This window comes from Bradyrhizobium sp. MOS003 (genome assembly GCF_003020125.1).
Lineage (GTDB): Bacteria > Pseudomonadota > Alphaproteobacteria > Rhizobiales > Xanthobacteraceae > Bradyrhizobium.
Map to the genome: position 1 here is coordinate 75,446 of NZ_PYFW01000014.1, position 12,784 is coordinate 88,229.

Consider the following 12,784-nt stretch of genomic DNA (forward strand, 5'->3'; position numbering starts at 1 on the left):
CTTCAGCTCAGTCTCGGAAACGGATCGGTTGAAAGCTTGGCGAGCGTTGCGGCCGGCAGCGCATCGGCCTCGATCAACGCGGCAGCTTTGGCGAGATCGCCGGCCATGTAACGGTCAGCCCCGAGCGCCGGCACCTGTTCGCGAAGCTTCGCGATGACGGCGACGAGCGGCGCGCTGGTCGCATGCGGTGCGCGCAACGTGATGCCTTGGGCTGCGACCAGAAGCTCGATGCCCAAAATGGCGGCGAGATTGTCGGCCATGTCGGAGAGGCGCCGCGCGGCATGGGCCGCCATCGAGACGTGGTCTTCCTGGTTGGCGCTGGTTGGCGTCGAATCGATCGAGCAGGCAGAAGCGCGCTGCTTGTTCTCGGCGTAGAGCGCGGCGGCCGTCACCTCGGCGATCATGAAGCCCGAGTTGATGCCGGGATCCGGCGTCAGGAACGGCGGCAGGCCAAAGTTCAGCGCGGGATCGACGAGCGTGGCAATGCGCCGCTCGCTGATCGCGCCGATCTCGGACAACGCCAGCGCAATCGCATCGGCGGCAAAGGCCACCGGCTCGGCGTGGAAGTTGCCGCCCGAGACGATCTCGCCGGTCTCGACCAGCACCAGCGGATTGTCGGTGACGGCGTTGGCTTCGACGATCAGCGTGCGTGCCGCCTGCGTGATCAGGTCGAGCGCGGCGCCAGTAACCTGCGGCTGGCAGCGCAGGCAATAGGGATCCTGCACGCGCTCGTCGCCTTCGAGATGCGACAGTCGGATGTCGCTGCCATCGAGCAGCGCCATCAGCGTCGCGGCCGCGGCGATCTGTCCGGGATGACCGCGCAAGGCCTGGATTTCGTGGCGGAATGGCGCGGTCGACGCCATCGCCGCGTCGACCGACAAGGCGCCGGTCACGAGCGCGGCACGCGCCAGGCCGAAGGCTCGGAGTACACCCGATACGGCGTAGGCGGTCGAGAATTGCGTGCCGTTGATCAGCGCGAGACCCTCCTTGGGGCCGAGCGTCAACGGCGCGAGACCGGCGGCGGCAAGCGCCTCGCTGCCGGATAAGATTTTCCCATCAATGAGCGCCTGTCCCTCACCGATCATCACGGCGGTCATGTGCGCGAGCGGTGCAAGATCACCGGAGGCGCCGACCGAGCCCTGCTGCGGCACCAGCGGACAGATGCCTCGCACCAACATCTCCTGCAACTGCTCGATCACCTCGCGGCGCACGCCGGAGGCGCCGCGCCCGAGCGAGACGATCTTCAGCGCCATCATCAGCCGAACGATCGGCTTCGGCGTCGCCGGGCCGACGCCGCAGCAATGCGACACGATCAGATTGCGCTGGAGCAGCGCAGTCTGGTCGGGCGGAATCCGCTTCGAGGCCAGCTTGCCGAAGCCGGTGTTGATGCCGTAGACGGGCGCGTCCGCCCGCGCGGCTTTCGCAACGATCGCCGCGGCAGCCTCGACCCGCGGCCAATATGATGGATCGAGGACGACAGGCGCGCCTTCAAGCACGCGCGCAAGATCGTCGAGGCCGACCGTCCCCGGCGTAACGACGATCGCTGCGCCTCGGCTCGTCACTGCCCCCTCCACACCCGGCGATGCAGCGGATTGAAGCCGATGCGATAGACCAGCTCGGCAGGACGCTCGACGTCCCAGATCGCGAGGTCGCACCATTTGCCGGCTTCCAGCGTGCCGGTCTCACCGAGCACGCCCAGCGCTCGCGCGCCTTCACGGGTGATTCCGGCGAGGCACTCGACGACATTCATCCGGAACAGCGTCGCGCCCATGTTCATCGCGAGCAGCAGCGACGTCAGCGGCGAGCTGCCGGGATTGCAGTCGGTTGCAAGCGCCATGGGAACACCGTGCTTGCGGAACGTCTCGACCGGCGGCTTCTGCGTCTCGCGGATGAAGTAGAACGCGCCGGGCAGCAGCACGGCGACCGTGCCGGCTTTTGCCATCGCAGTGGCGCCGGCTTCGTCGGTATGCTCGAGATGATCGGCCGACAGCGCCGAGAACTTTGCGGCGAGCGCAGCACCGCCGAGGTTCGAGAGCTGATCGGCATGCAGCTTGACCGGCAGCCCGAGCCCCCGCGCCGCCTCGAACACGCGCGCCGTCTGCTCGGCCGAGAACGCGATGCCTTCCATGAAGGCGTCGACAGCATCGGCAAGTCCGGCCTTTGCGATGGCCGGCAGCATCTCGTTGCAGACGAGACCGATGTAGCGATCCTTGTCACCATCGGCTTCCACCGGCAACGCATGCGCGCCGAGGAAGGAGGTGCGGATCGCGACAGGCCGCTGACGACTGATGCTGCGCGCGGCCGCGAGCTGCCGCATCTCGGTCTCGGTGTCGAGGCCGTAGCCGGACTTGATCTCGACCGTGGTTGCGCCCTCGCCGATCAACGCATCCAGCCGCGGCAGAGCGCTCGCGACGAGTTCGGCCTCGCTCGCCTTGCGCGTTGCGGCCACTGTAGAGACGATGCCGCCGCCGGCGCGCGCGATCTCCTCGTAGCTCGCCCCCTTCAGGCGCAGCTCGAATTCGTGCGCGCGGTTGCCGCCATAGACGAGATGGGTGTGGCAATCGACCAGGCCCGGTGTGATCCAGCGGCCCTCGCAGTCCGTTCGCTTGATCGCGTCGGCATCAACAGGAAAGTCCGCCGCCGCGCCCGCATAGACGATATGGCCGCCGCGCGCGGCGATCACGCCATGCTCGATCTCGCCGAGGTCGGGCCGATCGGCCCGCATCGTGGCGAGACGGGCATTGTGCCAGATCCGGTCGAAGCGCTCTGCCATGCAACGGTCCCTTCGCGGATGTCCCTACGCCCTGGGATGCTTGACTTATATGTCTAGACATATAATCGTAAGGCTCTTCTGTCCAGCCGGCGTGTCACTAATCATGTCCCGACTGCATTTCGCCTCCGCGCTCCTGCCTTCGGGTTGGGCCAATGACGTGCAGGTGGTGATTACCGCCGGCGCGATCGCGGCGGTGACGGCGGGCGTTGCGCCAGCCTCCGGCGACGAGCGCCACGCCATCGCGCTGCCGGGATTGGCGAGCCTGCACAGCCACGCCTTCCAGCGCGGCATGGCCGGCCTTGCCGAACTGCGCGGCGACAGCACCGACACGTTCTGGACCTGGCGCGAGACGATGTATCGCTTCGCCCTCGCAATGACGCCGGATGACGTCGCCGCCGTTGCGACGTTTCTCTATGTCGAGATGCTGGAGCAGGGCTTTACCCGCGTCGGCGAATTCCATTACCTGCACCATGATCGCGACGGCCTACCCTATGCCGATCCCGCCGAGATGGCCGCGCGGATCGCGCAGGCTGCCGAGGCCTCCGGCATTGCCCTGACATTGCTGCCGAGTTTTTACGCGCATGGCTCCTTTGGAGGGGCCGCGCCGCATGACGGGCAGCGCCGCTTCATCTGCTCAGTCGATCGGTTCGCTGAGCTCATGATCGCCTCCCGCAAGGCGATCGCGGGCTTGCCCGGCGCCAATATCGGCATCGCGCCGCACAGCCTGCGCGCGGTGACGCCGGACGAGCTCGCAGCGATCATTCCCCTCGCCGAGGGCGGCCCGGTGCATATCCATGCCGCCGAGCAGGTGAAGGAAGTCGAGGACTGCCTCGCCTGGTCGGGACGACGACCGGTGCAATGGCTGCTGGAGCACACTCCCGTCGATCGGCGCTGGTGCATCATTCATGCGACACACATGACGGGTGAGGAAGTCGTCGCGCTCGCAAAGTCCGGCGCGGTAGCGGGTCTCTGCCCCATCACGGAAGCGAGCCTCGGCGACGGCATCTTCCCTGCGCGCGAATTTCTCGGCGCGGACGGTACGTTCGGCTTCGGGACCGATTCCAACGTGCTGGTCAGCGTTGCCGACGAATTGCGCCAGCTCGAATATGGCCAGCGGCTGAAGCATCGCGAGCGCAACGTACTCTCCAGCGGCGCGGGCCGCTCCACCGGTCGCACATTATTCGACCATGCTCTTGCGGGCGGCGCGCAGGCGCTGGCCCAGCCGACGGCCGGCCTCGTCCCCGGCGCGCGCGCCGACATCGTCACGCTCGACATGGCGCATCCTTCGCTATCCGGGCGCGTCGGCGACGCAGCCATTGACGGCTGGATCTTCGCCGCGAACAGTTGCGCGATCGATTGCGTCTGGGCCGGCGGCCGCAAGGTCGTCGAAGGCGGACGCCACAGATTGCGCCAGGCCGCGCGCGAGCGATTCAACGCGGCGGTGCGGAAGCTCGTCTCATGAGCCTCGCCACCGACGCGGCCGACCAGCCGACGCTCTACAAGCGCATTCGCGCCGACATCGAGACGCGCATCCTGACCGGCGAATGGCCGCCGGGTCATCGCATTCCCTTCGAGCACGAGTTGGTCGCGCGCTACGGCTGTTCGCGCATGACCGTGAACAAGGCGCTGTCGGAGCTGGCGCAGGCCGATTTGATCGAACGGCGGCGGCGTGCCGGCTCGTTCGTGCGCCGGCCGCAGCATCAGTCTGCGGTGCTCAAGATCGCCGACATCCGCGCCGAGATCACCGCGCTCGGCCGCGCTTACGGCTATGAGCTGATCCATCGCAAGCTGCGCGCCGCGACCGCGGCCGACCGTGACCGTCTCGGCGTGCGGAAGGCCGGTAAGGTGGTCGCGATCACCTGCCGGCACAGCGCCGACAAGGTGCCGTTCGCCATCGAGGACAGGCTGATCGATTTGTCGTCCGTGCCCAACGCCGCCACCGCGGATTTCTCGCGCGAACCGCCTGGCTCCTGGCTGCTTCATCATGTCCCATGGACAGAAGCCGAGCACACGATCAGCGCCATAGTTGCTGACGAGCGCACGGCGGGCGCACTCGCAATCGCCGTCGGCGCGCCCTGCCTCGTGATCGACCGCTATACCTGGCGCAGCGCGCGCACCATCACCGCCGTGCGCCTGCTCTATCCCGGTGACTCTCACCGCCTTGTCGCGCGATTCAAGGGAGGTTGAGAGAATATGTCGGCACAAATCGTGCAACGCTTCGGGCAACGGTCCACATGGGCCGACAGAGATCAACAGGACGTCAAACCATCTGGGCAAGAGGACGACAATCATGCGTAGTTCGACGATATTTGCGACAATCATTGCTTTCGCGGCCGCCACTCCCGTGCTCGCCGACGACGTCAAGGTCGGCGTCGGTATCTCCGGATGGACCGGCTTCGCGCCGCTGACGCTGGCGAAGGAAGCGGGCATCTTCAAGAAGAACGGCCTCGACGTCACCATCAAGAAGATTCCGCAGAAGGACCGCCATCTCGCGATCGCGTCCGGCGACATCCAGTGCGCGGCGACCACGGTCGAGACCTGGATCTCCTGGAACGCCAACGGCGTTGCGACCAAGCAGATCTTCCAGCTCGACAAGAGCTATGGCGCCGACGGCATGGCCGTGCGCAACGACGTCGCCGCGATCAAGGACCTCAAGGGCAAGACTGTCGCCGCCTCCGCGCCCGGTACCTCGCCGTATTTCGCGCTGGCCTGGATGCTCAAGAAGAACGGCCTCACGGTGAAGGACGTCACCGTCGTCAACCTCGAGCCTGCAGCTGCCGCGCAAGCCTTCGTCTCCGGCCAGAACGACGCCGCGATGACCTATGAGCCTTATCTGTCGACGGTGCGCGCCGCGCCCGACAAGGGCAAGATCATCGCGACCACGCTGGACTATCCGATGGTCATGGACACCTTCGGCTGCACGCCGAAATTCCTGACCGAGAATCCCAAGGCCGCCAAGGCGCTTGCCGACAGCTATTTCGAGGCGCTCGACATGATCGCCAAGGACCAGGCCAAGGCCTATGAGATCATGGGCGCGGACGTGAAGCAGAGCGGCGAGCAGTTCGGCAGCTCGGCAAAGTATCTGCGCTGGCAGGACAAGGCCGCCAACCAGAAATTCTTCGCGGGCGACTTCCTGACCTTCAACAAGGAGGCCGCCGAGCTCCTGCTCGAGATCGGCATCATCAAGGCTGCTCCGAAGGTCGAGGACCTCTTCGACGCCAGCTTCATCAAGTAACGCCTCGATAGCCGCCGGCTCCGCTTCGCTGCGGGGCCGGCGATCCCGTTCATCTCCCGGATAGATCGTTGATGCGCCCTCTGGATCCCGTGACATCGAAGCAACGTGTGGCCTATGGCTTTGCGTTCTTCGTGGTGTTCGTTGCCCTCTGGTCATGGGCGACCTTCGGCGGCCACGTGTCGAAAGTGTTCCTGGCCAATCCGCTGACCATGGTGCAGGAGGGCGTCGATCTGATCGCCAGGCAGGGTTTCCTGTACGACATCGGCATGACCATCTGGCGCGTCGTCGGCGGCTTTGCGCTCGCCGCCATCATCGCAGTGCCGATCGGCGTGCTGATGGGCGCCTACAAGCCCGTCGAAGCCTTCCTTGAACCGTTCGTCTCCTTCGCGCGCTATCTGCCCGCCTCCGCTTTCATCCCGCTGCTGATCCTGTGGGCCGGGATCGGCGAACTGCAGAAGCTGCTCGTCATCTTCATCGGCTCGGTGTTCCAGGTCATTTTGATGGTCGCGGTGACGGTCGGCACCACGCGGCGCGATCTGGTCGAGGCGGCCTATACGCTCGGCGCCAGCGATCGCGGCATCATCCGGCGTGTGCTGCTGCCCTCCTCCGCGCCCGAGATCGCGGAGATCCTGCGGCTGGTGCTGGGCTGGGCCTGGACCTACGTCATCGTCGCCGAGCTGATCGGCTCGTCCTCGGGCATCGGTCACATGATCACCGACAGCCAGGCGCTGCTCAACACCGGGCAGATTATTTTCGGCATCATCGTGATCGGGCTGATCGGCCTGCTCTCGGACTTCATGTTCAAGGCGTTCAACGCCTGGCTGTTTCCGTGGAGGCTCGCATGACGATCCTCAAGATCGAGCAGGTCTCGCGCACCTTCCCCGCGCGCCATGGCAACGCACCGACCAAGGCGCTGGAGCCGACCGATCTCGTCATTGGCAACAACGATTTCGTTACCATTCTCGGACCCTCCGGCTGCGGAAAGTCCACGCTGCTGCGCATCGTTGCCGGCCTCGACCGCCCGACCGGCGGACGCGTCACGCTCGACGGCCGCGAGGTGACGGGTCCGGGCGCCGATCGCGGTATGGTGTTCCAGTCCTACACGCTGTTTCCCTGGCTCACCGTGCGCGAGAACATCGCGTTCGGCCTGCGCGAGCGCGGCGTCTCCGAGGCGGAGCGCCACAAGATCGCCGACGCCTTCATCCGTCAGGTCGGATTGTCCGGCTTCGAGAACCATTGGCCCAAGCAGCTCTCCGGCGGCATGCAGCAGCGCACCGCGATCGCGCGCGCGCTCGCCAACGACCCCAAGATCCTGCTGCTCGACGAGCCCTTCGGTGCGCTCGACAACCAGACCCGCGCCTTGATGCAGGAGATGCTGCTCGGGATCTGGGAGCGCGACCAGAAGACCGTGCTGTTCGTGACCCACGACATCGAGGAAGCGATCTTCCTCGGCAGCCGCGTCATCGTGATGAGCGCGCGGCCCGGCCGCATCAAGGCCGAGATCACGGTGGACCTGCCGCATCCGCGCTCCTACAAGATCAAGACCACGCCGGAATTCGTCCAGCTCAAGGAGCGGCTGGTCGAGGAAATCCGTACTGAGGCCTTGAAGGTTACCGAGCATGCCTGACAATCGTCCCTCCGCCGACGGCGCGCGCGTTCTCGCCGACCTCAATGCGCTCCGCGCCATCGGCGCCTACAAGACCGGCGTGCACAAGCCGACCTTCTCCGAGCCGCACAAGCAATCGCTGGACTGGCTGGCACGGAAGCTGCCCGCAGCCGGTCTCTTCGCCGCAATCGACGGCATCGGCAACGTCTTCGGCACCAGCGCGAAGTCCGGGCCGAAGCTTCTTGCCGGCTCGCATCTGGAGAGCCAGAATTATGCAGGCTGGCTCGATGGCCCGCTTGGCGTCATTTATGCACTCGAAGCTGCGCGCGTGCTCAATGCCGATCCCTCCGTGAAGGGCGCCGTCGAAGTCGCCGTCTGGTGCGATGAGGAAGGCCATTTCGGCAGCTTCCTGGGCTCGCGTTCCTATGTCGGCCAGGTGACCGAAGCCGAGATCGACGCCGCGCGCGACCGCACCAGCGGGCGCACCATGCGCGATGCGCTCGCCGACATGGGGCTCGCGGGCCGTCCACGCGTCGGCGTCGAGCCGGGCCGCCACGTCGGATACCTGGAGGCGCATATCGAACAGGGCGACACGCTCGAAAGCGGCAAGCTCGCGATCGGCGTCGTGACGTCCATCGTCGGTATCTGGCAATACCAGATCAGCTTTGCCGGCGAGCAGAACCACGCCGGCACCACGCGCATGGCCGTGCGCAGGGATGCTGGGCTGGCGCTGGCCAAATTCTGCGTCGCGATCGACGAGCGTTTTCCGGCCGCCTGCGGCCCACGCACGGTCTGGACCACCGGCCGCATCACGCTCGATCCGGGCGCGCCGAGCATCATTCCGGGCGGTGCCGAAATGCTGTTCCAGATCCGCGACGACGATCCGGCCGTCATCGCGCGACTGGAGCAATTGCTGCGCACGATGGCGGACGAGGTCAGTGCGAACGGTCCGTGCACCGTCACCGTCGAGAAGCTGCGCACCGGCGCACCCGCCATGATGAACCCGGGCTTTCAGGATGCGATCGAAGCCGCGAGCAAGGCGCTGGCCGGCGGACGCTCCATCCGCATGCCCAGCGGCGCCGGCCACGACGCGCAGATGCTGGCGACCGTCATGCCCGCCGCCATGCTGTTCGTGCCGTCGATCGGCGGCATCAGCCATCACTGGACCGAGAACACCGCCGACGCCGATATCGTCACCGGCGCGGAGGTGTATGTCGAGGCCTGCCGCCGCATTCTCGCGGGTTAAAACGACGTCCCTCCTCCGAATCTGAACTCCTGCACGACGTCGTATTTGCCCTTCGTGATCGGCACGGCGTAATCGAAGCGCAGCGGCCCGAACGGCGAGGCCCAGATCAGGCCGACGCCGAACGACGATCGCACCGTGTTGCCGTCGTCATATTGCAGTCCGCAGGTCGGGCACGCCTTGGTGTTGACCTCACCCGTGGCCGACCAGGAGGTCGGTCCCTGATAGCCCCACAGCGAGCCGGCATCGGCGTAGACTGCGCCCTTCAGGCCAACTTCCTTCGGCAGGAACCAGAACGGCATCTGCAACTCTGCTGACGCGCCCCAATATTTCGTGCCACCGAGCGCATCGCCGCTGGCGCCAAGGCTCCAGTAGGTGATGTCGCGCGGACCGATGCCGTTGGAGGCGAAGCCGCGCACCAGGCTCGGACCCATCTGGAAGTGATCCAGCATGCGCAAATCCTGGTTGCCGAGCTTGCTGAGGAGGCCGCCCTGGAGATGGATCACGCTGACGATGTCGGAGACGAGCGGCGTGTAGTATTTGGTGTCCAGCGCGGTCTTCAGATAGGAGACGTCGCCGCCGACCCCTGCGAAGTCCTGCCGGAAGTCGACCAGCAATCCGCCCGTCGGGTTCTTGGTGTTGTCGAGCGTGTTGTAGCTCAAGGTATAGCCGAGGGCCGAGGTCCAGGTCGCGCCGTTCGCCAGCTCCTTGCGGACCGGCAGGCTCGATTCGCCGTCGCCGTAGCAGCCATAGCCATAGACTCCCGAGCTCGTGGAATTGGTCGGGTCGACGCCACCCAGGACGTTCTGGATGTAGGACGGTGTCGGGTTGAAGGCCAGCGAGCTGTTGGACGCGTTGTTGTTGCAATTGTTGTAGGCGCTGGCGAGCGTGATGCTCTGCTGATAGAGCGAATAGCGGAGCTGAAGCGAGAGGTCCTCGCGCAATGCAAGGCCAATACGCGGAGAGAAGCCGAGCGTGGTCACGCCGTAGCTCGTATAGCTGTTCGATTTCTGTTGCTTCCAATAGGTGTCGAACCCGAGCGCCATCCGGTAGTCGAGCAGATAGGGCTCGACGAACGACAGCGATATTCCCCGTGAATACTGGCCGTAGCTGACGGACGCCTTGGCATAGAGCCCCTTGCCGAGCAGGTTGCGCTCGGAGACCGAGACTTCGGCCAGTGCACCGTCGCTGGTGGAATAGCCGCCGGAGATCGAGAAGTCGCCGGTCGATTTCTCTTCCATCTCGACGATCAGGACCACGCGATCGCTGGAGGAGCCCGGCTCGGTGACGATCTTGACACTCTTGAAGTAGTCGAGGTTCTTCAGCCGACGCTCGGCACGGTCGACCAGCGCGCGGTTGTAGGCATCGCCTTCCGAGAGGTCGAATTCGCGCCGGATCACGTAGTCGCGCGTCCGGGTGTTGCCGCGCAAATTGATCCGCTCGATATAGGTGCGCGGACCGTCGTCGATGCTGAACACCACTGAGACGGTGTGCGCCTCGAAATTCCGGTCGCCGCCGGGCCGGACCGCGGCAAAGGCATAGCCGCGGCGCGAGGCCTCGATCTGCATCTCCTCGACCGACTTCTCGACCAATTCGACGTTGTAGAGCGAGCCGGCACTGACGCGCGAATAGGCGCGGAGCGTGCCCGTGTCGAAATTGGCAATGTTGGAGCGGAAGTCGACGGAGCCGATGCGATATTGCGCGCCTTCCTCGATCTTGAAGGTGACGAGGAAGCCCTTCTTCTCCGGATCGTACTCGGTGAGCGCAGCCACGACCTGGACGTCGGCGAAGCCGTTCTTGAGATAGAAGCGGCGGATCAGGTCTCGGTCGGCCTCGACGCGATCAGGATCGTAGATGTCGTTGCTGCCGAGGAAGCTGAGCAGATTGCTCTCGTGCGTCTTGATGACGTCGCGCAGGCGTGCGGCCGAGAAGGCGCTGTTGCCGATGAACTCGACCGACTTCACCGCGGTCTTGGCGCCCTCATCGACCGTGAAGACGAGATCGACACGGTTATTTGGCTGCTCGATGATTTCAGGGGTGACCCGCACGTCGTAGCGGCCGGAGCGCCGGTAGATCTCGGCGATGCGCAGCGTGTCGGATTGCACCAGCGCGCGCGAGAAGGTCCCGCGTGGCTTGGACTGGATTTCCGCCGAAAGCTGCTCGTCCTTGATCTTCTTGTTACCCTCGAAGGCGATGCGGCCGATCACGGCATTTTCCACCACCGACACCACGATGCGGCCGCCGGACTGATTGATCTTCACGTCCTGAAACAAGCCGGTCGCGATCAGCGCCTTGAGCGCGTCATCCACGGTGGATTGATCGAAGCGTCCGCCCGAACCTGGCCTGAAATAGGAGCGGACCGTCTCGGCCTCCACCCGGCGATTGCCTTCGACCACGATCGTCTCCGCGACTTGCGCGGCCGCCGGTTGCGGCAACAGAGCAAACGGAAGCGAACATGCAATCGATACAGCACTCATCGCCACGACGATCAGCCAGGCCCGCAAAAACGACATTCCACACCTCAACAGCACTTCGCATGCTCTGAAGACGGGAACGCTGTGGCCGCGGTGTGGCTTTGGGATTGCCGCATGTTTCTGCGCGTTGAATTTCGTGCGGTCGGTCGATCGCGCGCGCCGCATATGCGCACGGGCAGCGGCGGTCTCCGGGCCCTGCGCGGCGGCGAGTGATCGACTTTGCAGCCTTCGCGCCATGGCGCGCCTGCGCGGATGTTCGACAACATTCCGTAACGCGTGAATCCTTTACAAGGTCCGGGACCGGTGCGAGAGGCGGCGCCATCAGGAACTCGCATGGGATATTTGCCGATGAGCGCGCGCGTCATGACCAGAGCGGCGCTGGCCGCCCTCCTTCTCTCGACTCTGACCGCGCATGCCGCGACCACCGGCAAGCGCGACCGACAGCCAGCGATACAAAGCGCCGTCTATGAATACGGCCCGCGCGGCCCCAACCGGTCTTATCGGTCCGGTCCGCATACGCGCATCTATGTCAGCAAGCGGTCGTGGCTGGACGGCGGCACCGAGGTCCTTCCGGGCGAGCGCAAGTTCACCGACTATGCCTTCCCGCCCGGCTCTTCGTTCGCACGCAGCAACAACAACCGGCCGCTCGACCGGCAGCCACTGAGCCCGGATTCGGACCTCGGCGGATTCGCGCAGAGGATACCGATTTCGTGGTGAGCGGATCGTGTCCCGGACGCACCGCAAGAGCGCTGCGCTGCGTCCGGGGCACGAGAGCGGAGTGTAGCGCGCTCGTTCAAAGGCATCGTTGCGATGCTCCACTGCATATTCCGGCGGCCGTGCGGTAGGGTGGGCAAAGGCGCATAGCGCCGTGCCCACGATCTCCATCCATAAGCAACAAAGGCGTGGGCACGCTGCGCTTTGCCGACCCTACGGGATCGAGTCTGTGTACCCGGCTCAGTTGCAGACACGCCTTCTCGTTCCCGCGGCGCGTTTCGCCCGAGCTTTGCCTGGTCTCGCCACCCTCTGATCCAAGAGGGCGCAGGGAAGGCCGGGTGCCGGCTGGCACCCGCGGTCCGCTGCGCGAAATGCACACGCAGAAAGAACCGCACAACAGCATACAGGTGTCGCCGATCACTCGGCCTTCCCTGCGCGATGGCTGGACGGCTTATGCCGTGATCTCCCGGGAGCCGACCATTCCTTCTGGCCTCCCTCACCGTTCGAATTGAGATGCCGTCTGCCCGGTTGGGCTCGCGCACATCTTAGAACGGCTTGACCGTGGCAACGACGGTCAGGACCACACGGTTTTGCCGTACGCACGGCCCGCCATGTCGCCGCAGTTTTTCCAGCCCTGTCGACGGAGCCGGAAACTTACGAGCGAGACGAAGCCTGACAGCGCCGTCGTCCGCACGAAGCCTCGGGCTCACAGGGACTACCCGCCCTGCCCGCACCTCTC

At 65.3% G+C, this 12,784-nt stretch carries 10 protein-coding genes; 7 read left to right on the forward strand and 3 right to left on the reverse strand.

What is annotated here, in order from left to right; translation table 11 throughout:
* Positions 1-2 precede the first annotated feature (2 nt).
* Positions 3-1,562: a histidine ammonia-lyase gene (gene hutH / locus C7G42_RS33025; RefSeq protein ID WP_106953011.1), complete on the reverse strand. Its 1,560-nt coding sequence runs from the start codon at positions 1,560-1,562 to the stop codon at positions 3-5.
* On the reverse strand, positions 1,559-2,773 hold the full coding sequence (hutI, locus tag C7G42_RS33030) for an imidazolonepropionase (protein WP_106953012.1): 1,215 nt from the start codon (positions 2,771-2,773) through the stop codon (positions 1,559-1,561). The genes hutH and hutI overlap by 4 nt, the downstream gene beginning before the upstream one ends.
* 103 nt (positions 2,774-2,876) lie before the next feature.
* Here hutI and C7G42_RS33035 point away from each other — a divergent pair, with 103 nt between their 5' ends.
* The 6 genes from C7G42_RS33035 (at position 2,877) to C7G42_RS33060 (ending at position 8,860) form a co-directional block, all read left to right on the forward strand.
* On the forward strand, positions 2,877-4,235 hold the full coding sequence (locus C7G42_RS33035; RefSeq protein WP_106953013.1) for a formimidoylglutamate deiminase: 1,359 nt from the start codon (positions 2,877-2,879) through the stop codon (positions 4,233-4,235).
* Positions 4,232-4,960, forward strand: coding sequence for a histidine utilization transcriptional repressor HutC (gene hutC / locus C7G42_RS33040; RefSeq protein ID WP_106953014.1), 729 nt, complete (start codon positions 4,232-4,234; stop codon positions 4,958-4,960). Before C7G42_RS33035 ends, hutC begins: the two co-directional genes overlap by 4 nt.
* Before the next feature lie 103 nt (positions 4,961-5,063).
* On the forward strand, positions 5,064-6,008 hold the full coding sequence (locus tag C7G42_RS33045) for an ABC transporter substrate-binding protein (RefSeq protein ID WP_106953015.1): 945 nt from the start codon (positions 5,064-5,066) through the stop codon (positions 6,006-6,008).
* A gap of 71 nt (positions 6,009-6,079) precedes the next feature.
* On the forward strand, positions 6,080-6,853 hold the full coding sequence (locus C7G42_RS33050; protein WP_106953016.1) for an ABC transporter permease: 774 nt from the start codon (positions 6,080-6,082) through the stop codon (positions 6,851-6,853).
* Positions 6,850-7,635: an ABC transporter ATP-binding protein gene (locus C7G42_RS33055; RefSeq protein ID WP_199581266.1), complete on the forward strand. Its 786-nt coding sequence runs from the start codon at positions 6,850-6,852 to the stop codon at positions 7,633-7,635. The genes C7G42_RS33050 and C7G42_RS33055 overlap by 4 nt, the downstream gene beginning before the upstream one ends.
* Positions 7,628-8,860, forward strand: a complete 1,233-nt coding sequence (locus tag C7G42_RS33060) for a Zn-dependent hydrolase (protein WP_106953018.1) — start codon at positions 7,628-7,630, stop codon at positions 8,858-8,860. Before C7G42_RS33055 ends, C7G42_RS33060 begins: the two co-directional genes overlap by 8 nt.
* Here C7G42_RS33060 and bamA read toward each other — a convergent pair.
* Positions 8,857-11,334 (reverse strand): outer membrane protein assembly factor BamA, encoded by a 2,478-nt coding sequence (gene bamA / locus C7G42_RS33065; protein WP_245428108.1) that lies wholly within the window; start codon positions 11,332-11,334, stop codon positions 8,857-8,859. The genes C7G42_RS33060 and bamA overlap by 4 nt on opposite strands.
* Before the next feature lie 345 nt (positions 11,335-11,679).
* On the opposite strand from bamA, the gene C7G42_RS33070 reads away from it, so the two are divergent.
* Positions 11,680-12,048 carry a hypothetical protein gene (locus tag C7G42_RS33070; RefSeq protein WP_245428106.1) on the forward strand — a complete coding sequence of 123 codons (369 nt, stop codon included), beginning with the start codon at positions 11,680-11,682 and terminating at the stop codon, positions 12,046-12,048.
* Positions 12,049-12,784: the final 736 nt, after the last annotated feature.